This is a genomic window from Brevibacillus sp. Leaf182 (genome assembly GCF_001423865.2).
GTDB classification, from domain to species: domain Bacteria; phylum Bacillota; class Bacilli; order Brevibacillales; family Brevibacillaceae; genus Brevibacillus; species Brevibacillus brevis_C.
Window position 1 is genome coordinate 360,583 of record NZ_LMPN02000015.1, and the last position, 21,151, is coordinate 381,733.

General features: G+C 49.6%; 16 protein-coding genes and 1 riboswitch. All 16 genes read right to left on the bottom strand.

What is annotated here, in order from left to right; genetic code table 11:
- Positions 1–4: 4 nt before the first annotated feature.
- The 16 genes from ASG16_RS04625 to ASG16_RS04700 all read right to left on the bottom strand — a co-directional run bounded on the left by ASG16_RS04625 (position 5) and on the right by ASG16_RS04700 (position 21,086).
- Positions 5–439 (bottom strand): PTS mannitol transporter subunit IIA, encoded by a 435-nt coding sequence (locus ASG16_RS04625; protein ID WP_056489206.1) that lies wholly within the window; start codon positions 437–439, stop codon positions 5–7.
- A complete protein-coding gene (locus ASG16_RS04630; protein ID WP_056489204.1) occupies positions 436–2,541 on the bottom strand; it encodes a BglG family transcription antiterminator in 2,106 nt (701 codons plus the stop codon). The genes ASG16_RS04625 and ASG16_RS04630 overlap by 4 nt, the downstream gene beginning before the upstream one ends.
- A gap of 63 nt (positions 2,542–2,604) precedes the next feature.
- Positions 2,605–4,035, bottom strand: a complete 1,431-nt coding sequence (locus ASG16_RS04635; protein WP_056489202.1) for a PTS mannitol transporter subunit IIBC — start codon at positions 4,033–4,035, stop codon at positions 2,605–2,607.
- 333 nt (positions 4,036–4,368) lie between these two features.
- On the bottom strand, positions 4,369–5,910 hold the full coding sequence (gene cshA / locus ASG16_RS04640; RefSeq protein WP_048035239.1) for a degradosome RNA helicase CshA: 1,542 nt from the start codon (positions 5,908–5,910) through the stop codon (positions 4,369–4,371).
- Between the two features lie 254 nt (positions 5,911–6,164).
- The gene (locus ASG16_RS04645) at positions 6,165–7,022 is read right to left on the bottom strand and encodes a transporter substrate-binding domain-containing protein (RefSeq protein ID WP_056489200.1); all 858 of its coding nucleotides are present in this window, start codon (positions 7,020–7,022) and stop codon (positions 6,165–6,167) included.
- A gap of 115 nt (positions 7,023–7,137) precedes the next feature.
- Positions 7,138–9,111 (bottom strand): methyl-accepting chemotaxis protein, encoded by a 1,974-nt coding sequence (locus ASG16_RS04650; protein WP_056489198.1) that lies wholly within the window; start codon positions 9,109–9,111, stop codon positions 7,138–7,140.
- Positions 9,112–9,182: 71 nt separating this feature from the next.
- Positions 9,183–9,283, bottom strand: a riboswitch (cyclic di-GMP riboswitch).
- A gap of 139 nt (positions 9,284–9,422) precedes the next feature.
- Positions 9,423–11,051, bottom strand: coding sequence for a formate--tetrahydrofolate ligase (locus ASG16_RS04655; protein WP_056489195.1), 1,629 nt, complete (start codon positions 11,049–11,051; stop codon positions 9,423–9,425).
- A gap of 147 nt (positions 11,052–11,198) precedes the next feature.
- Complete coding sequence (locus ASG16_RS04660; RefSeq protein ID WP_056489193.1) at positions 11,199–12,563, bottom strand: FAD-binding oxidoreductase; 1,365 nt, start codon at positions 12,561–12,563, stop codon at positions 11,199–11,201.
- 16 nt (positions 12,564–12,579) lie between these two features.
- A complete protein-coding gene (locus ASG16_RS04665) occupies positions 12,580–13,854 on the bottom strand; it encodes a TRAP transporter large permease (protein WP_056489191.1) in 1,275 nt (424 codons plus the stop codon).
- A gap of 7 nt (positions 13,855–13,861) precedes the next feature.
- Positions 13,862–14,329 (bottom strand): TRAP transporter small permease, encoded by a 468-nt coding sequence (locus ASG16_RS04670; RefSeq protein ID WP_056489189.1) that lies wholly within the window; start codon positions 14,327–14,329, stop codon positions 13,862–13,864.
- 64 nt (positions 14,330–14,393) lie between these two features.
- Positions 14,394–15,443 (bottom strand): TRAP transporter substrate-binding protein, encoded by a 1,050-nt coding sequence (locus tag ASG16_RS04675; RefSeq protein ID WP_048035246.1) that lies wholly within the window; start codon positions 15,441–15,443, stop codon positions 14,394–14,396.
- A gap of 63 nt (positions 15,444–15,506) precedes the next feature.
- Positions 15,507–16,277, bottom strand: a complete 771-nt coding sequence (locus ASG16_RS04680; RefSeq protein WP_056489187.1) for an SDR family oxidoreductase — start codon at positions 16,275–16,277, stop codon at positions 15,507–15,509.
- Positions 16,274–17,698 (bottom strand): aldehyde dehydrogenase family protein, encoded by a 1,425-nt coding sequence (locus ASG16_RS04685; protein ID WP_056489185.1) that lies wholly within the window; start codon positions 17,696–17,698, stop codon positions 16,274–16,276. The genes ASG16_RS04680 and ASG16_RS04685 overlap by 4 nt, the downstream gene beginning before the upstream one ends.
- 20 nt (positions 17,699–17,718) lie before the next feature.
- Positions 17,719–18,795, bottom strand: a complete 1,077-nt coding sequence (locus ASG16_RS04690; protein ID WP_056489182.1) for a tartrate dehydrogenase — start codon at positions 18,793–18,795, stop codon at positions 17,719–17,721.
- A 218-nt stretch (positions 18,796–19,013) separates the two neighbouring features.
- Positions 19,014–20,747, bottom strand: a complete 1,734-nt coding sequence (locus ASG16_RS04695; protein ID WP_056489323.1) for a sigma-54-dependent Fis family transcriptional regulator — start codon at positions 20,745–20,747, stop codon at positions 19,014–19,016.
- 105 nt (positions 20,748–20,852) lie between these two features.
- Positions 20,853–21,086: a hypothetical protein gene (locus ASG16_RS04700; protein ID WP_056489181.1), complete on the bottom strand. Its 234-nt coding sequence runs from the start codon at positions 21,084–21,086 to the stop codon at positions 20,853–20,855.
- Positions 21,087–21,151: the final 65 nt, after the last annotated feature.

A 21,151-nucleotide genomic window follows, 5' to 3' on the forward strand; every position in this document is an offset into this window, starting at 1 on the left:
GGGATTACACCTCCTCGGAGAACATCGCAATGATTTCTTCCGCCGAAGCCGCGTTTACAATCCGTTTGACGTTTTCCTCCTCGGAGCAAAGAATCGCGATGTTCGAGAGCACCTCCAGATGTTCGTCTCCAACAGCAGCAATGCCCACCAGCAAATATGCTGTATTGCCTTCTCCAAAATCTACACCCTCTGGAACCTGAATGATGGAGATCCCGGTGGATTGAATCTCTGCCTTGGATTCGTTCGTTCCATGTGGGATGGCTACGCCACTTCCGATATATGTGGTCGCCAACTGCTCGCGCTCTTGCATTTTCTCTACATACGCCTCCGTTACGTGGCCTGCACGCACAAGCAATTGTCCAGCCAGTCTGATCGCCTCTTCTTTATTGGCTACCTTTGCTTTCAACATGATTTTTTCTGCTGTCAGTATGTTTTTCATTTCGTTCTCTCCATTCCTATCTTTTTGAGGCAAAACGCATACATTTTGCCCGCTATATAATCAGCAATTTGCTGTGTTTCTCCTGTTTTCAAAACCGCTTGCATTTCTTCTTCAATTAAAAGGGAGCTGATCTCGCTGAGTACTTCCAGCCCTTGCTTCGGCACTTCTTTTGGCCCTAACAAGAGCAGGAGCATATCAATGGATATCACTTCTTCATCCATCGAACGAAGAAGCACAGGCTCTCGTAATTGGTGAAACGTAAAAGACGCCCGATTCACTGCTTCATTTCTTCCGTGAAAAAGAGCCAAGGATGTTCCCGGAATCCCCAAACCACCGAGCTTTTCCCGCTCGATCAACTGCTTGACTACCGGTTCGACCTCCTCGATCGTTCCACGTTCTTTTAGCCTCTTGCTGATTTGTCTCAAAAGCTGGGCGATGTCCTGATCACGGTTATCCCATCTCATTCCCCACAGGCCGTCGTAAAGCTCATTGGCATACGCAGAATAGTATTGCATGGCCCTTAGTTGTTCGATGGACTGCTGTCCTGCGGGAACCAACTGACTTTTCTCCTGATGGGATTGTTTCTGACTCGTCGTGTGTAATTGATATTTAATTTTTTGGATATCGTCTGGCGGAAGCAACGGGCTGACCACGACATATTCCGCTGGATCGAGCGGCAATGGAAGGGTGGAAATGATTAAGTCATAATCCGCTGCCGGAACCTCTTCCAAATCAAACATGGACAGATTTTTCAGGCTGACGATCTCCGGTATTTCTTTTTTGATACGCGTTGCCAAAATCTTGGAGGAGCCGATCCCGCTGGAGCAAACCACCAATGCCCGGTACCACTGCTGCTCATGGCGCGTTCTCTCCAATGCCGCACCAAGATGCATCACCAGGTACCCGATCTCTTCATCTGGAACCTGTAGCTCCGGCAAAACTATATGGACCGCTTCACTTGTTACGGCAAACAGCTCTGGATAGTTTTGCTTGATCTGCTCGAGAATCGGATTGCGAATCTCCATCTTCCGCTGTAATCGGTACAACGCTGGCTCCAAATGCGTCAGCAGACCATGGAACAGCGAGGCGTCATTGCCAAGCGGAATGTCCAAGCGTTCTTCGCAGGCTTGAATGAAGCGTTTCGTAATAACCATGAGCTCCGTGTTTTCGGGCCATACCTGGTCATCCGGAGAATGCCGCAGCTTGGCTCCCCGCAAATGCATCGTAATATAGCCGATCTCATCCGCCGGGATTTCCATTTGGAAAATTTGCTTCAGCCGCTCCATGATATTGCTGGCTATTTCGTACTCGGGTGTTCCAATCAATTCACTGAGGGTATTCTCGTCAAAATGAATGCCTTCCCCTTTTTCAATCCGTTCCATGGCCAACGCCAAATGGGTGACTAATCCGAGATAGGCGCTGTCTGCCAAAGGATAGGGAAGCTCCTCGTCCAGATGGCTCAATGCATTCTCGACCTTGATTAGCTTTTCCCGGTCAATCAGGCCGAGCAGCCGTTCCGAAATCGAGTCGATGTCTCGCAATGCCTTGTTTTGAATATTTTCTTTGATAATCCCAATCAACTCATGATCATCCAGATGCTCGGCAATCAGTCTGCTGATAGCCCGCCGCTTGGACGACTCCGTGCCTTGCAGCTCTACGCCGTACCCTCTTTTGCGCAAGAGTGACAGATCGTAACGAGCAAGCATAGTCTCCAAATCATCCAGATCATGACTGATGGTCGCCGTCGTCACTTTCAAATCGATCGCCAGCGAAATCAGCTTGACTGGCTCTGATGCCTCCAAGAGTGCGCACAGGATGATTGCCTTTCGTTCCTGCACGGTGTATTCCTTCGTCATGTGATGCAGGACAGACATTCTGAGTGCACGCTTTTGCTCATCAGTCCCGACCACTTCAAGTCCTGAACCTGTTTTTCTGACCAGCTCCAGTTCAAATTCATCAAACAAGGAAGTCAACGCATCCAATTCCCTGTGAACGGTACGGCCGCTTACACCAATCTGCTCAGCGATCGAACCAACGGTAACTCCTTTTTGTTCCTTCAATAAAATCTCGATAATAGATCGCTGTCGAGAGGATATCTGCATGTCTTCGTTCCCTCCTCAACGCCAAAGAGGGAAGACGCTAGCTCTCACTAGCGTTGATTCCCTTTACCCCAGGCGTTTGACCAACTTGTCATACTCGGGACTATTCAAGAAATTTTCAATGGAGATATGCTCGGCAGAAGGCGCTTTGACCTGCGCTCTTTCTGTTAAAGACTTGTGCGTAATAACGATATCAGCATCACCTGGAATGTCGTTGATCGCCGTATTGATAACTGTAATCTCGGTCAGGCCCGCATCCTTGAACTTTTTGCGCAAGGACGCCGCTCCCATTGCACTGGAGCCCATTCCCGCATCACAAGAGAAGACGACTTTTTTCACGTCAGCAGCAGCTACCTCATGCTTCACTGGTGCTTCTACCGCTTCTTGTGCCTGTGCTTTTTTGCCTTTCATCTCTTGCATTTTTTCTGTCGCTTTTTCCAGTTCATCTTCGTCTGTCTTCGCGCTCATTTTCAAGAGAGCAGATGCGATGAGGAAGGACACGACAGTCGCTGCCAACACACCTGCCAGTACCGGTAGCAATCCACCACGCGGAGCCATTGCAATCAAGGCGAAAATACTACCTGGAGACGGTGGCGCCACCAATCCTGCGCCAAGCAGCGTGAAAGTAAACACACCTGCCATCCCACCACCAATAGCCGCCAGAATCAAACGCGGATTCATCAGCACATACGGGAAGTAAATCTCGTGGATACCCCCGAAGAAGTGAATGATGACAGCACCCGGAGCCGATTGCTTGGCACTGCCTCTGCCAGCAAGCCAGTATGCCAACAAAATTCCCAGACCTGGTCCCGGATTGGATTCAAGCAGGAAGAAAATCGATTGCCCCATCTTCGCCGCTTCATCCAGACCGATCGGGCTCAAAATACCGTGGTTAATCGCATTGTTCAGGAACAGGATCTTCGCTGGCTCAATGAAAATGCTGGCAAGCGGCAGTAGTCCTGCACCTACAATGACTTCTACACCCGCTGCAAGCGCCTTACTCAAGCCTACAACGACTGGCCCAATTGCTTGGAAAGCCAAAAGTGTCAGTAACCCGCCAACGATACCCGCGGAAAAGTTGTTCACTAGCATTTCAAAGCCGGAACGAATTTTTCCTTCGAACAACTGGTCCACTTTTTTCATGACCCAGCCGCCCAAAGGCCCCATGATCATGGCTCCCAGGAACATCGGGATGTCTGCACCTACGACAACCCCCATCGTAGCAACGGCACCTACGACCCCGCCTCGAACATCATGGACCATTTTCCCGCCGGTATAACCGATCAGCAGTGGCAGTAAATACGTAATCATCGGTCCAACCAGTTTGGCCAAATTTTCGTTAGGCAGCCAACCTGTTGGGATAAATAAAGCGGTAATCAATCCCCAAGCGATGAAAGCACCGATGTTCGGCATGACCATCGCACTCAAGAACCGTCCAAACTTTTGTACCGAGACCCGTATTCCACCCGAAGCGTTTTTTGTTTCTACGCTCTCCATACTGAACCCTCCTTTACCCCTATTTATGAGATGTTGACATGATTGAAATGATAATGTGTACACCTCAAATATAAAGCGTTTTCATAGGGGGTAACAACAAAATCAAAGCGCGAATTTGTCTGACACGTTGTTGCCAAATCTTAATTGCCCATAGAAAAAAGACCTCTGCTCAGTTGCAGAAGCCTTCTTACAAATTCTCCGATTCAACCTTGATCACTATACACACTCCTAGTTTGTCACAAATCCCCCTAACTATTCGCTGGCAGGTCAACACAAAAAAAGACCGATGCGCACATGTGCACATCAGTCCTTGCTTGCATTACCGCTCGCTTCCTAGCTGCGTGGTGGACGAGATTCGCCACTGCGTGGACGGGAGTCACCGCTGCGTGGACGAGAGTCACCACTGCGTGGACGAGATTCGCCGCTACGTGGACGAGATTCACCACCGCGAGGACGATATTCGCCATTGCGTGGGCGAGATGGACGCTTTCCACCAAAACCGGAACCGGAACCGAAGCCACCTTTTCCTTTTGGAGGCAGCTTTTTCTTCCCTACACGAAGAGGAGCCTCTTCTGTCAGGCGGACAGGTGTCGTATCCGGCTCTTTGGTCAACAGCTTGAGTGCTGCGGATACCAACGTTACGGAATCAACATCCTCCAGCAATTGTTCTGCCAATGTTTTGTAAGCAGACAGATCATCTCTTCCAGACGCTTCCAGGATTTTGTCTACCGTCATTTTTTGTTGACCTTCCAGAGCTTCTGCCATCGAAGGAACAGCATGACGCTCCATGCGACGCTTGGTCGTACGCTCAATCAGACGTAGATGGTCGATTTCACGGGAAGTAACAAATGTGATCGCGAGACCCGTTTTACCAGCACGTCCCGTTCTTCCGATACGGTGAACGTAGCTCTCGGAGTCTTGTGGAATGTCAAAGTTAAATACGTGCGTAACCCCGCTGATATCCAGACCGCGGGCTGCAACGTCAGTCGCCACCAATACTTCGATTGTACCTTCTTTGAATTTGCGCAGTACGCTGTCGCGTTTTGCCTGGTTCAGGTCTCCGTGGATACCTTCTGCTCCATAACCGCGCTTGGTCAGAGCTTCGGACAGCTCATCCACTCTGCGCTTGGTTCTACCGAATACGATAGCCAGCTCAGGCGAATGAATATCCAGCAAACGGCACAGAACATCGAATTTTTGTCTTTCTGCTACTTCCATATACTGCTGCTCGATGTTTGGTACGGTTACTTCTTTTGCTTTCACTTGAATAATGGTTGGTTCGCTCATGAACTGCTGGGCGATTTCCTGGATCGCTCTTGGCATCGTCGCCGAGAAGAGCAATGTTTGACGATTGGTAGGAACCTCTTTCAAGATTTCCTTGATATCGTCGATGAAGCCCATGTTCAGCATTTCATCTGCTTCGTCCAAGATCACCATCTCAATCGCATCGAGACGAATCGTTCTTCTTCTCATGTGATCCATGAAACGACCAGGTGTTGCTACGATGATTTGCGGGCGTTTTTTCAACGCCTTGATTTGACGCGTGATGTCTTGACCACCATAGATTGGCAGGGCAGAGATGTTTTTAAATTGGGCAATTTTATTAATCTCTTCCGCCACCTGAACAGCCAGCTCACGAGTAGGAGTCAGTACAACCCCTTGAATGTTGCCATTGGTTTCGTCCAAGCGCTCCACCAGTGGAATACCGAATGCAGCCGTTTTACCAGTACCTGTTTGTGCCTGACCGATCAGGTCACGACCTTGCAGTGCTACAGGAACCGTTTGATCCTGAATCGCTGTAGCCTCTTCGAAGCCCATGTTGCTCAATGCTCTAACAATGGAGTGGTGTAAGCCAAAATCATTAAAAGTCGCCAATGAATGTCAGTCTCCTTTATCAATACCTTCATCTATAAAATTCTCAAAAAAAAGGGCACTATTCCTTACGATCCGGAACATGCCCTTTTATCCCCGATTGTACGTAGCACCCTAAAGAACATAGCTGTAATCGTACCATGCAATGCCTGAAAAAGCAAACTGCATATATACCTAAATTGCCTGATTTTGTGCTGCAACCGTTTGTAAAAAATAACAAAGCAGCCCAGAAATCAGGCTGCTTGTCTGTTATTGGATTATTTTACCCATTTGTTGTACAGCTCATCAAACTTCCCTTGCAGTTTCATCTCGTCCATCCACAGATCCAGGTAGTTAGCGAAGATGCTGTCTCCACGGTGAATCATGTACGCTTTTTCACTCTTGGTGAACGGGTTGTCAGTCAGAGCGGCATACAGGCGGGAATCTGCTTTGGAATATACAATAGCTTCCAGTGTATCCGTGATCATTACATCATATTTACCGCTTGCTACCAGACCAGGAATGTCGAGGTTGTTTTGTTCAACCGTTACAGTTGCTTTTGTCAGGTGCTCACGAACGAATTTTTCGTTGGTGCCTCCTGGGTTCACACCAATGCGCACCTCTGGCTTGTTGATGTCTGCTACACTCTTGTACTTGTCCTTGTCTACTGCACGGATGAGCGGAGCTTTACCGAACATAATATAAGGATCGCTCATGTGTGCTTTTTTCTGGCGATCTGTGTTGCGCGTTACGCCTCCGACAGCAATATCGAATTTATTTGCCAAAAGATCGTCCATCAACGTCGGCCAAGATGTTTGGACAAAACGCGCCTCTACTCCCAAGCTTTTTGCGAATTCTTTCATCGCGTCGATATCGTAACCTTCGAATTGGTTCGTTTTTGGATTCAAATATGTAAACGGCTTGTAGTCACCTGGAGTACCTACGAGGATGTAGCCTCTCGCAATGATTTCGTCCAAACGGGACTCAAACTTCTTCGCTTGCGGTTTTTTAGCAGCTTCAGCAGCTACGGTTTGGACAGGCTTAACCGCTGTTGCGGCAAAAGCACCTGTTCCTGATGTCATGAGCATAGTTGCAGCGAGTGTGCTCGCCAAGATTGTTTTTGTGAATTTTTTCATCTGGGTTCTCCTCCTGTTAAACGGTAATGAATTTAGTTATCAGACACAAACTCCATCATCCCTAATGGCATTCCCCCTTTCAAAGAAGAGGACTTACAACCTGTTGAGCTGCCTCCTACACAGTAAACCTGCCGATTCCTTGCTGTAATTCTTCTGCCACTGCATTCAAACGCTCGACAGACTGGCCAATTTCCTGGATGGCCTGAAGCTGCTCTTCCGTTGCCTTTGCCACTGTTTGCGCGTCGAGTGAAGCATGTTTCGCAATGTTATGCATTTCATCTACAGAAGCACTCACCTGTTGGGAGCCTGCTGACATTTGTTCAGATGCTGCGGATACTTCCAAAATGTGCGCGGCAACGTTACGGGAAGACTCCAGAATATGCCCGAAGATTTCGCGAACCTCTTCGACCAGTTGAATACCATGCTGTGCGTTTTGGTTGCCCGCGGTCATGACCTCTACCGCGTGACGAGTATCCTGCTGGATTTCTCCGATCAGCATCGCGATTTTGGATGCGGATTCCTCGGATTGATTCGCCAGCTTTTTCACCTCTCCGGCAACGACAGCAAACCCACGTCCATGCTCGCCTGCACGGGCTGCCTCAATCGAAGCGTTCAAAGCAAGCAAATTGATTTGCGAGGTCAACTGACTGATCGTATCGAGAATGCCTTCGATTTCTTTGGAGCGATTGTTGAGCTGCTCGATGGCTACTGTCGCCTTCGAAGTTCCCTCGCCAATGCTTCCCATCTGGAGAACTGCCTGCTCTACCACAGCAGTCCCTTGCTCTGCCTGCTCTGTTGCTACCTGGGCAGCCTCTGAAACATGTGCAGACGTCTCCGCGATTTTCACGATGCCTGCTGCCATGTCATTCATAGACAACGCGACATCCTGCGAGCTAGTAGCCTGCGCCTCTGCTCCCTCAGAAATCTGTGCGATAGACATGCCGATTTGGTTGATGTTTTCCGTCGCTTGTTTAATGCCTTCGGATACTTCCTGACTAAAACGCTGTACTTGATCAGACGACAGAGATACGTCCTCGATCAAATTTTTCAAGTGCGATACCGTCTGGTTAAAGTCACGTGACAGAACGGCAATCTCGTCTTTTCCATCAACCGTTACGGTCTCTTTCAGGTTCCCCTGCGCCACTACATTTACTGCGTGATTCAGACGCTCAATTGGTTTCACCATGCGTACAGCCAAGAAATAAACGAGGACAACCCCAATTGCCAACACGATGAGGGAAATCACCATCAATCGGACTAACAGTTGATCAACAGGCGCATGCAGCTCTGCTACAGGTGCAGTGATGTATATGCCCCAGTTCAAACTGGTAGGAGCATAGGAAGCAAATCGCTCTGTATTCTCGTATTCGTATTGGGCGATTCCATGATTCCCCTGCTTGATATTTTCAAAAGCAGTCTGAAGCTCAAGAATACCCATGTCGAGAATCGATTCCTTCAGAATGTACTCGCTATTTGGATGATAAATAAATGTTCCTGTTTTACTTACTAAAAAGGCGTAGCCAAATTCACCGAATTTCTCTTCAGACACCTTTTTCTGGATTTCATTGATAGGAATCGTAGAACCGATATAACCGTATTGACGATTGTCCTTCATCAATGGAACGACAAGGGTCACGATGTTATTCCCTGTCCGCTTCGAAATGACTGGCTCGGAGACAACAACCTTTCCTTCCCCTTTACTCGCTTCCTTAATATGCGGACGATCCGAGATGTCGGTCACTTCTCCCATGAAATTGATCACTTTCTTACCGCTTAGGTCATGCGAAAAGAAGAACGTCTCAAACTGGGGGTTTTTCTTTTGGGCTGCTTGAATGAGTTTCAGGTCGAATTCGACATTTTGATCTGCCGACATCAACCCTCCCACCGCTCTTACAATCTCAATTTTTTCTTGAAAGAAACCATCGATACGAATCGAGAGATTGCTAGCTGACAACTCAGCTTCTTTGTCCAGACTGTCTGCCAAAAGATTGGAAGCACTCCAATAGCTTGCACCGCAAACCGTACCCAAACTAATAACCAACAGCAGGCACAAAACGATAATTAGCTTATTCTTCAAACTATTTTTCATACCGAATCCCTCTCCCTTCTCTTTTTTCAACAAAAAAAAGACTGCCCACCGACAGTCCATCATGACTACGGTATGGCAACCCGGCTGTCCTAGCTGCGAAAGTCATTTGGCTTTCGTCCTTAGACCCGTGGCTTTGCGTCCCTGCCTTTCAGCAGGTTTGCCTTTGTCATTCCTTGTTGTTTTTTCAATTTAAGTCCACTGCTTTTTCAATCTCACCTTTCTTTTCCCATAACTTTCCGCCAATAAACCTCAAAAACACAAAAAAGCTGACAACCTTTTACAGTCGTCAGCTTTTTGTCAAACTTTTTTGATTAGCTTAACCCGATCACTTGCCCATCCTCGTCTACATATAACGATTCCGCGGCCGGCTTTTTCGGGAGGCCTGGCATCGTAACCAAGCTTCCGGTCAGTGCGACGATAAAACCAGCTCCTGCTGATATGCGCACTTCACTCACTTGAATCGTGAAGTCAACAGGTGCTCCCAGCAGATCAGCGCGATCCGTAAAGGAATAAGGTGTTTTCGCCATGCACACAGGCAGATGGGACATGCCCATTTCTTCTACCTTTTGCATCGTTTTCAATGCCAGCGGCGAAAAGACAACCCCTGATCCACGGTATACTTCTTTCACGACAGTCTCAATCTTGTCTTTAATGCTGAGGTTTTCCTCATACAAGAATCGGAAGGAGGAAGGCTGCTCTGCTGCACGGGTCACTTTTTCAGCCAGCTCGACACCGCCAGCTCCTCCTTCTGCCCACACTTTAGAAAGGGCTGCTTCAGCTCCAGCCGCTTGGCACAACGCAATTACGGCATCGACCTCTGCCTGGGTATCTGTCGCAAAATGATTGATCGCCACCACTGCTGGCACACCGAACTTTTGCAGGTTTTCCAGATGGCGCTTGACGTTTTCGAAGCCTTTTTCCAGAGCAGACAAGTTCTCCACTGCGAGGTCAGGTACTTTTACCCCGCCGTTGTATTTCAACGAACGAACCGTAATGACCACGACAGCAGCCGATGGAGTCAGGCCTGCTTTTCTGCACTTGATGTCAAAAAACTTCTCTGCACCTAGATCCGCACCAAAGCCCGCCTCTGTTACGACGTAATCTGCCAGCTTCAAGGCCATCTTGGTTCCGATTACGCTGCTGCACCCATGCGCGATATTGGCAAAAGGTCCGCCGTGAATGATGACAGGAGTGCCTTCGATTGTCTGTACGAGATTAGGCTTGATGGCTTCCTTCAAGAGAACGCACATCGCATCGACCGCGTTGATTTCTTCTGCCCGTACAGGCTGATCATTGAAATCGTAGCCAATAATGATATGGTTCAATCGCTCGCGCAAGTCTGCCAAATTCTCACTCAAGCATAAAATCGCCATGATTTCCGACGCGGTCGTAATCATGAAGCCATCCTCACGCGTCATTCCATTGCCGTCACCCAGACCAACCACGATGTTACGCAGTGCGCGGTCGTTCATGTCCATAGCCCGTTTCCAGACGATTTTCTTTGGATTGAGCCCGCGCAGATTGCCATGGAAAATATGATTGTCGATCATCGCTGCCAACAAGTTATGAGCAGCAGTAATCGCATGAATGTCCCCTGTAAAATGCATGTTAATTTCATCAGCCGGGAGAATTTGTGCTTGGCCGCTTCCGGTTGCGCCTCCTTTGATCCCCATGCAAGGACCCAAGGACGGCTCGCGAAGCGCTGCAATTGTTTTCTTCCCGAGATAATTTAATGCTTGTGACAGACCAATCGTCGTGAGCGTCTTGCCTGCTCCCGCCGGATTGGGGTTCATCGCTGTAACAAGAATCAGTTTGCCATCAGGGCGATCCTTCACTTGCTCCCATAGTTCATCTGATAGTTTGGCTTTATACTTTCCGTATAGCTCCAAATGCTGTTCTTCGATACCTGCACTCTTGGCAATTTCAACAATAGACTTCATACTTGCCTCCCTGCCACACCAGAATGTAATGCACCAGTTACCAATCTTCTACATTCTGCATCATCATCCTTTCTCCTCTCCTCTTCGACACATTACGCAAAAGAAAAAGCCCACATTCCGACAAACGTTCAGAATGCAGGCTCTCTGTTACTTCCCGAAAATTTTTCCCGGATTCAAAATGCCATTCGGGTCCAGCACATGCTTCATGGCTTGCATGACGTCCAGTGCTTCCCCGTGCTCCTTGCGCTGATATTTGATTTTCCCCACACCCACACCATGCTCTCCGGTGCAGGTTCCTCCCCGACTCAATGCGTATTCCACCAGATGGGCATTTACTTCCTCGGCACGCGCCACTTCTTCGGGGTCATTCAGGTCGATCATCAGGATAGCGTGATAGTTCCCATCCCCGACATGCCCTGCAATCGCTCCATCCAGTCCAGCGCGGTCAATGGCTTGCCGCGCGTCCACTACAGCTCCTGCCAGCTCGGAAATTGGCAAGCAAACATCTGTCACCATCAGCTTTTTCCCGGGGGATTTGTGCAGGAAGGCATATGCCAGGTTATGACGAGCGTCCCAGAGCTGCGTCCGCGCCTTCGAATCGGTTTCAAAAAGAAACTGTGTGCAGCCATGCCCATCCGCGATGTTCTGCGCAAAGTCGATATCATACGCAAGCCCTTGTTCACTGCCGTGGAACTCGATAAACAGCGTTGGTGCTTCCGGGTAACTCGTTTCTTTGTATAGATTCACTTGTTGGATAGAACGTTCATCAACTAGCTCGATTCGCGCTACTTGAATACCCGCTCCGAGAATATCCACGACGGTATCGACGGCATCCTGCACGGAAGGGAAGCTGGCACGTGCCGCCGTTGTCGCCTCAGGGATACCGTAAACACGCAAGGTCAGCTCCGTGAATACACCAAGCGTTCCCTCCGACCCGACAAACAGTCCAGTAAGATGGTAGCCTGAGGAGGATTTGGATGTCATACTCCCTGTACGGATGATACGTCCATCTGCCGTCACCACTTCCAGATCGCGAACCTGATCACGCATCACGCCATAGCGAACAGAGGTTGTCCCGCTGGCGTTTGTAGCAGCCATTCCACCCAAAGTCGCGTCCGCGCCAGGATCGACGGAGAAAAACAATCCGTGCTTTTTCAACTCTTTATTGAGCTGGGTGCGCGTCACACCAGGCTGAACTCTCACGAGAAAATCCTTCGGTCGCACCTCCAGCACTTGGTTCATCAGGGAAAAATCCATGCTAATTCCGCCCGCATATGGAATCGCGTGGCCTTCCAGACTGGTCCCCAAGCCAAACGGCGTTACCGCAATGCGCTTTTCGTTGGCCAGCTTCATGATTTGACTGACTTCCTCTGCCGTCTGCGGAAACACCACCACATCCGGAAGATGCGGGGTATGATACGATTCATCATGACTGTGATGCTCCAGTATAGTGGGGTTGGTCGATACTCGTTCTTCCCCCAGCAATCCCACTAACGCCTGCTTGTAATCCACGTTGGTTCCCCCTCCGTTACTTGCTCAAGTTGACAAGGAATAAGCTGATTTCAGGAATGTAGGTGATGAGCAGCAAGTCGACGATCATGATGACCAAAAATGGGATCACCGCTCGCTCAATCTCCGTATTCTGGAGCTTCGCAATATTTCCTGCTACCAACAAATTGATCCCAACCGGTGGAGTCAGCATACCGATCGCGGAGTTGACGACCATAATCACCCCGAATAGCACCGGATCGATGCCCAAAGAATTCGTGATCGGCAACAGGATCGGCGTCAGGAGAATGATCGTAACCGCCGTTTCCATAAACGTCCCCAAAATGAGCAGCAAGATGTTAATAATGAGCAACGTAATGATCGTGCTATCGGTAATCCCCAGCATGAATTGCGCAATTTCCTGCGGGATGTTTTCCCTCGTCATCAGGTAACCAAAAGCATTGGCGGTCGCGATAATAAGCATAATGACTGCTGTCATGCTGGCAGAGCCCGCGAATATTTCCCCCAAGTCCTTCCACTTGATCTCCCGGTAGACGAAAAGCCCGACAACTAGGCCGTAAATTACGGCTACCACTGCCGCTTCTGTCGGAGTAAAAATAGCTCCGTATATACCACCAAGAATAATGACCGGCATGAGAATCGCCAAAATGGCGTCCTTGAATGCCTCCCATATCTCTTTGGGTGTATGCTTCTCTCCGCCACCCCAGCCGTTTTTCTTACTAATCCAATACGAGTACAGAATCAGTGAGATCGCTACGAGAATCCCCGGTCCAATCCCGGCAATAAACAAGTCGCTAATCGAGGCACTCGCTGCTACCCCGTACAAAACCATCGGCACGCTCGGAGGAATCATGACACCGATCGTTCCCCCTGTTGCATGCAAGGCCGCTGAAAACCGGATATTATACCCTTTTTTGACCATGTGCGGGATCAAAATTCCCCCTACGGCTGCCGTTGTTGCAGCAGAAGAACCCGATATCGCTGCAAAAAAAGTACAACCCATCACCGCCACGATTGCCAATCCTCCAGGCAGGTTCCCGACAATTGTATTCGCAAAACGAATCAGCCTAGCCGAGATTCCGCCTGTTTCCATCAGCTTTCCTGCCAAGAGGAAGAACGGAATCGCCATCAGTGGGAAGGAATCTGTCCCGTTGAACATTTTTTGAATGACAACCAGCAGAGGGATGTTTCCCTCCAGCATAAACACGACAACGACAGATAACCCCAATGCCACCCCAATCGGTACGTTTAAGATCAGGAGCACCAACAGTGTTAAAAACAAAATCGTACCCACAATCTGGTCACTCCTTCCCGGTAATGTCTTTCCATGTCACATGGATCACGTTCATGATGAGTAAGGCACCGCTGATCGGAATCACCATGTATACATAGCCCATGGGAACGAGCAGAGTGGGTGAGGTTTGTGTCATGCTTCTCGCAGATAACAAGTAGCCTTGCTGAACCATGACGAGAAAGAAAACCAGGCTACACAAAGCGGCAATAACCAGCACCACCTTGTTCATACGAGGGGACAAGTACTTTTGAATGTATTCCGTACCGATGTGTGCTTTGATCGACATCGCGTACGCTGATCCCAGAAATGTGATCCAGATTAGCAAATACCGAGCCAATTCCTCCGTCCATGCCAAGGGCTGGTCGAGCAAAAAACGGAAAAGCACCTGCAGAAAGACAGCGATCACCATAATAGCCAGCAGGGTAATAATGAAAAAACGAAGGATGCTGTTTATTTTGGAAACAAGGTTGCCCACACACAATCTCCTTTCGCAGGAAAAAGGGGAGAAAAGCCAGAGTGGCTCGTCTCCCTTCTGCCGTTTATTTTGTATTTACAATTTGATCCACCAGCTCTTTGCCGAACTGCCCGGAAAACTTGTCATAGACAGGCTTCATTGCATCGCGGAAAGCTTGCTTATCCACATCCTCGGTAATGACTACACCTTTTGCTTTAATAGTGGAAATGGCCTCTTCTTCCATCTTGATCATCAACTCACGCTCGTACTGTCCCGCTTTTTTGGCTTCCTCGGCAAGAAGTTGCTGGACATCTGCCGGGAGCTTATCCCATACAGGCTTGCTGAACAAGATCATCGCCGCTGAATAAACATGCCCGGTCAAGGCCATTTGTGTTTGCTTGGATTCATACAGCTTGTAGGTCTGTGCGACAATCGCCGGATTTTCCTGGGCATCGACCACTCCTTGTTGCAGCGCCGTCAGGGCCTCTGTCCAAGCCATTGGGGTCGGCTTCGCTCCCAAAGCTTCGAATGCTGCCAGATGGATCGGGTTTTCCTGCGTGCGTATCTTCAACCCTGCCACATCCTCCGGCTTCTTGATCACCTTCGAGCCGTTCGTAATGTGGCGGAAGCCGTTTTCAGCCCAAGCCAGCCCAACCAGATTGGCGTTTTCCAAATCCTTGAGGATGTCCTGCCCGACTTGTCCGTCGAGCACCTTGTACGCCTGCTCACGGCTGTCAAACAAGAACGGGAGATCCAGCACGCCCAGCTTTGGATGGAAGTTCATCACGGGCGCAGTCGAGGTAATCGACATATCCGCCGTTCCAAAGGTCAGCGCCTCTGTCAATTCACGCTCCGCTCCTAGCTGGCTCAGCGGATACACCTCGATTTTCACTTTTCCGTTCGAGCGCTTGTCGACATCCTCGGCCATTTTTTTCAATGCCAAATGGTATGGATGATCCTCCGTCAGTGAATGCCCTGCTTTGAATACATAGCTTTGTCCGTCACTTTTCGGTGCTTCAGTCCCCCCGGCTTGTCCCGCAGGCGGGGCAGTCTGTTGACCACCTCCGCACCCAGCCAGAAATAAAGACACAGACATGATGCTCGCTAGCACGAAGCTTCCCTTCTTCCGAAACATGCGATAGTACCCCCTGTTGATTCTTTTTGTTTTTTAAATAATATGAAAATTTAGTTCATTTTACTAGATCCCTCTTCCACCGTCTACATTCATGACCTCGCCCGTGACAATTTTGGATAGATCAGAAGCCAAATAAAGGGCCGCCTGCGCGATATCCTCCGGCTGAATCAACATGCCCAATGGTACACTGCTGATGAAAATATCTTTTTTCCCGGCCTCTACTTCCGCTTCATCTCCATTGATAAACTTACCCAGCATCGGTGTCTCTGCCGGCCCTGGATTGATGACATTGACCCTGATTTGAAAAGGAGCGAGCTCAATCGCCAGTGCCTTGCTCAACATGATAGCAGCCCCCTTGGACGCGCAGTACGCATTCAGTCCCGGACGTGCGCGAATTCCGGCAATCGAAGCGATGTTGATGATGCTGCCTTTGCCCTTCTCCTTCATGTGAGGCACCGCATGTCTTGTCGTCAAAAAGATCGACTTCGTGTTCACAGACATGATCCGATCCCACTGCTCCAAGGTCAGCTCCTCAATAGGGGTAAACGCTTGGGGAACACCCGCGCAGTTGACCAGGACATCGATCGAGCCGTACACTTCGAGCGTTTCCTTTACGAGTGCAGCAACACTCGTATCGTCTGCCACATCTGTTTGCACTGCATGACCTTTTCCATGTGGTAGCTCTTGAGCGACCGCTACTGCCGCCTCCTTGTTCAAATCAGCCAGGATGACGTTGGCTCCCTCATTCGCAAAAAGCTTCGCAATGGCCTTGCCCATTCCTGACGCTGCCCCTGTTACAATCGCCGTTTTTCCTTGCAAAAGTTGCCCATTCATAGGTTGATCACCACCATTCGCTCTTCCGTCATCTCTTCGACTGCGTAACGCGGACCTTCCTTGCCCAGTCCGCTGTTTTTGATTCCGCCGTATGGCATGACGTCATTGCGATAGGTCGATACGTCGTTGATCACCACGCCACCGTACTCCAACACGCGTGCTGCTTTCATCGCAACGTTCAAATCTCGGGTAAAAATCCCCGCCTGCAACCCGTACTCCGAATCGTTGGCTTGTGCAAACGCGTCATCAAGATCATTGTATGGAATGATCGTGACGACGGGCGCGAACACTTCCCGGCAAACCACCTTCATCTCTGGCCTTGTATCCACCAACACAGCGGGATAGAAGAGAGCTCCCTCCCGTTTGACAGGCAAGAGTGATCTGGCCCCTTGGCTAATCGCTTCCTGTACCCATTCCTCGGTACGACTCGCTTCTTTTTCACTGATCATCGGTCCGACATCCGTGTCCGGATCTTCCGGGTTCCCTACCTTCAACTGATTTACATGCGAGATATACAAGTCACTGAACGCTTGCATAACCGATTCATGCACGTAAATGCGCTGGACAGCAATGCACGCTTGACCGGCATTGTGAAAGCTGCGGGCGGCTGTTTGACGGGCTGCCAGCTCCAAATCTGCATCGAGGTGCACGATATTGGGAGAGTTGTTGCCCAGCTCCAGCGCAACAGGACGCATGCCACTTCGCTCCTTGATGCGGCGACCGACTTCTCCTGACCCGGTAAAGGTGTACATGGCGATGCGCTCTTCATCCAGCAGCCATTCCCCTACCTGACTGCCTGCGCCTGTCACGATATTTACATAGCCTTTTGGCAAGCCCGCTTCCTCCAGGATCTCCACCAGCAGAAAGGTTGCGATAGGCGTGACTGTAGCTGGCTTAACCACCAGCGTATTTCCTGCGGCTAGCGCTGGCGCGATCTTGTGCGTGCTGAGCAGCAAGGGATAGTTAAACGGCGTAATGGCACCGATTACTCCCTTTGGCACCCGAATGGTAAAGCCCAGACGGTTTTCCGAGCCTTCTGTTGCTTGCAGCGGAATCATTTCCCCGTGAATTTTCTTGGCTTCCTCTGCCGACAAGCGCAGTGTATTGATCGTCCGATCCAGCTCATTCATCGCGTCCTTGCGCGTTTTGCCCACTTCGCGAATCAAGGATTGTTCCATCTCGTCCCGGCGCTCCTCCATTAGCTCAGAGGCTTTCAGCAAGATTTTGTATCGTTGAAAAGGAGTTAATTTGTCCGCCTTAAACGTCTCCCACGAAGCTTCCACCGCTTCTGTTACATGCTGTTGCTCTGCCTTGGCAATTCGAGCGATGCACGCGCCCGTGTATTTGTGAAGGACGGGAATGTAGCTCTCGGTTTTCACCCATTCTCCACCGATGTACAAATCATACGATCTCGCTTCCATGTCCTCTTCCTCCCTTATATTTATCTCGTTGTTTGATAGATGTAGCGAACGATTTCGTCTCCCAATTCTATTGTTGTCGCCGTCCCCCCAAGATCAGGAGTGAGCACCTTGCCATCTTGCAACACGTTTTCGATGGCGTTCATGATGACAGCACTGAGCTCTGGCAGATCGAGATGATCCATCATCATGGCGATGCTCCATACTTGTGCGATCGGATTGGCGATACCTTTCCCCGCGATATCTGGCGCAGAGCCGTGAATGGGCTCAAACATGGATGGATACTTGCGCTCCGGATTGATGTTCGCGGAAGGGGCCAAGCCCAAACCACCGACGATCGCCGCTCCGAGATCGGTCAAAATGTCTCCAAACAAGTTGCTCGCGACAACAACGTCAAACGTTTCTGGTCGCGTGATGAAATAGGCAGCGAGTGCGTCGATATGATACAGATTAGTCTGGATACCTGGGTATTCCTGACTGACTTCCTTGACGATCTCATCCCAAAACGGCATGGAATGGTTGATACCGTTGGACTTCGTCGCTGCGGTCACGCTCTTTTTCGAACGCTTTTCCGCCAGTGCGTAAGCATACTTGAGAATGCGCTCTGTGCCATACCGGGTAAATACGTTGTTTTGCACCGCCATTTCGTACGGTGTCCCCTGGTGCATGCGCCCGCCCATATTGGAGTACTCACCCTCTGTATTCTCCCGTACCACGACGAAATCGAGATCGGCATGCCCCTTATAGCGAAGAGGGCTTTCCAGACCTTTGAGCAGCTTGACCGGGCGAAGGTTCACATACTGCTGGAATGCACGCCGAATCGGCAAGATCAACTCCCACACAGAGACATGGTCTGGAACCTCGGGCGCACCAATTGCACCAAGCAGAATCAAATCATAGTCTTTTAAAATATGGAGTCCATTCTCCGGCATCATTTTGCCGTGTTGGAGATAGTAGCTACAGTTCCAATCCATGACATCACGAGCAAACCGAATGCCGCCGTGACTCTCTTCAATGGCTCCCAACACTTTCAGGCCTTCTTCCATGACCTCGGGACCGATTCCGTCTCCTGGAATTACTGCAATGGAATAGTGAAGCAACAGTCTCCCTCCTAAAAATCTAAATTTTTTGACTTTATGAAACACTATTCACTTGCATGATTAATGCCAAGCTCGGTATCATACCCCTGACCGGATAAAAGTCTGCCATCCGTTTCTCTCCATGCCTCACTCGTCTGGTGACATTGCAAAACAACGCAACAAAATGTTGCAACACGCATTGCAACATTTGTTCACGCCAAGCTATCTCGTTTCATCCATTATGACTCTTCCTGATGGATCGCTGCCCCAATCTGGTATTCTTCTATTTTGCGGTACAAGGTATTTCGACCGATTTGCAGCATTTTGGCCGCCCTGCTGACATTACCGCCACTTTTCTCAAGTGCCTTTTTGATCGCTTTTCTCTCTGTTTCACGCAACGAAGGAATGGCATGATCCGAAGACTCAGGCGTATCGGCTTCCATCAATCCCTCTAGCTGGATGTGATCGCAATCAATGGTGTCCCCCTCTGCCAAAAACACAGCTTGAATCAGCACGCCTTGCAGTTCCCGGATATTGCCCGGCCATGAATAAGCACACAGCTTGTCCTGTGCCTCAGTGGTGAGCATGTACGGTTGTTCTGTGTCGATCTGCTGCAATAGATGCTCCGCCACCTGGATGATATCACTGCGCTTTTTCAATGACGGCAAATGAATGGAGACCCCTTTGAGCCGGTAGTACAGGTCAGCCCGAAAACGTCCCGCCTTGATCTCTTCTGACAGGTTTCGATGCGTAGCAGCAATGATCCGCGCATAAATGGGGCGGGATTGATTGCTCCCCACCGGAGTAACGACCTTTTCCTGCAAAACGCGCAAAAGTGCCGCTTGCGCACGCAAAGACATATCCCCGATCTCATCCAAAAAGATCGTGCCTTTTTTCGCCGCTTCAAACTTTCCGATCCTTCCTTCCCGATGTGCCCCTGTGAATGACCCACTTTCATATCCAAACAATTCGCTCTCAATCAAATTTTCTGGAATTGAACTACAGTTTACTGCGATAAAAGGCTCATGTGCACGCGGACCTGTCTCGTGGACCATTTGAGCGAACAGCTCTTTGCCCGTACCGCTTTCCCCCAAAATGATCACAGGAAAATCTACCTGCGCTGCCTTTTGTCCGAGCATCTTTGCCTGCAAGAAGAGCGGGCATGAACCAGCTAGACGCGGAAACGGCTTCAGCTTTTCTTTGGGTGCCGCAGACCAAAAACGCGGGCGATGATCTTTCACATGACGACCAGCACGCTCTTGCTCCGCACTGACTCTTGTTCCCAAGGCTTCCTTTCCAAGCTGCTGCTGCGCGGCCTCATTTAGGCCCACGATACGCTCGTCCCGATCCAAGCCGACGAGTGCCAGCTTTCCTCGACTATCTTCTGGGCGTGATAAAGTCGGTAAGGCAATCACGCGCTCTGCATCTGCTAACAAAAAGCGGTTTTGCAGAGCCTCTGCGATCATGCAAGCAATGGTTAGGGCAAACGGATGGGAATATTCTTTACGCGTACTAATGTCAATGATGCCCAACAGCTCACCCGCAGGTGAAAAAATAGGTGCCGCTGAGCATGTAAGAAAGCGATTTTCCAAGAAGTAGTGTTGCTCTCCCTGTACCTGAATCGGCTGTTGTGCGATCAGTGCTGTCCCAATCGCATTGGTTCCTTTATAGTCTTCTGTCCAGTTCGCTCCGATTTGTAGCTGTACTTTTTGTGCCTGGTTGGCGAAGACCGGGTCCCCAATCGTTTGAATAATATTTCCTTCCCGGTCAGACAAGAGTGCGATGTGCTCTGTCGATAACAAAAAGGGAGCAAGCTTGTTAAAAAGCGGGAGACTTTCACGAATCAGAGGGTGATTATCCTGAATGATTTCTTTGATTCGTCGGGCAGAAATGATTTGATCATTGGCCTTCTCCGTAACCTTGAGGTTCGATTCCTGACAGCGCTTCCAAGATTGCTGAACAATCGTCGACAACACGATTCCCTCCCCCAAAAATCATTCCTTCTCAGTATAGCATGAGAGTCTTTGCTATAGAAAAACCAGTCGAACCACGAGCACATTTGTCCGACTGGCTGCTATTTATCTGAACTTCCGCGAATAGAAAAATTCCGTAATCGGCGCCACAATGAACGTCAAACCGACGACGACTGCCAACGGAATATTTTGAATGTAATTGAGTGCGGTAACCCCTTCCGACAGAAACAGGACCGCAGCAGACAGCACCATAAGCGCATAGTACCCGATTCTCGCACTTTGCGTCTTGATATGCTTGTCTAATTCGTCATTTTCACTGTATTTCCCGCCCTCGGTCATTTTCCGACAGCTATCCACTCTTTTGTCCCAATACGGAACACTACATGATCCATTATGGAACAATT

Excerpts from the sequence above, each read along its gene's own strand:
- ASG16_RS04625 (WP_056489206.1), bottom strand. The coding sequence starts at position 439 with ATGAAAAACATACTGACAGCAGAAAAAATCATGTTGAAAGCAAAGGTA.
- ASG16_RS04630 (WP_056489204.1), bottom strand. The coding sequence starts at position 2,541 with ATGCAGATATCCTCTCGACAGCGATCTATTATCGAGATTTTATTGAAG.
- ASG16_RS04635 (WP_056489202.1), bottom strand. The coding sequence starts at position 4,035 with ATGGAGAGCGTAGAAACAAAAAACGCTTCGGGTGGAATACGGGTCTCG.
- ASG16_RS04645 (WP_056489200.1), bottom strand. The coding sequence starts at position 7,022 with ATGAAAAAATTCACAAAAACAATCTTGGCGAGCACACTCGCTGCAACT.
- ASG16_RS04650 (WP_056489198.1), bottom strand. The coding sequence starts at position 9,111 with ATGAAAAATAGTTTGAAGAATAAGCTAATTATCGTTTTGTGCCTGCTG.
- ASG16_RS04655 (WP_056489195.1), bottom strand. The coding sequence starts at position 11,051 with ATGAAGTCTATTGTTGAAATTGCCAAGAGTGCAGGTATCGAAGAACAG.
- ASG16_RS04675 (WP_048035246.1), bottom strand. The coding sequence starts at position 15,443 with ATGTTTCGGAAGAAGGGAAGCTTCGTGCTAGCGAGCATCATGTCTGTG.
- ASG16_RS04680 (WP_056489187.1), bottom strand. The coding sequence starts at position 16,277 with ATGAATGGGCAACTTTTGCAAGGAAAAACGGCGATTGTAACAGGGGCA.
- ASG16_RS04685 (WP_056489185.1), bottom strand. The coding sequence starts at position 17,698 with ATGGAAGCGAGATCGTATGATTTGTACATCGGTGGAGAATGGGTGAAA.
- ASG16_RS04700 (WP_056489181.1), bottom strand. The coding sequence starts at position 21,086 with ATGACCGAGGGCGGGAAATACAGTGAAAATGACGAATTAGACAAGCAT.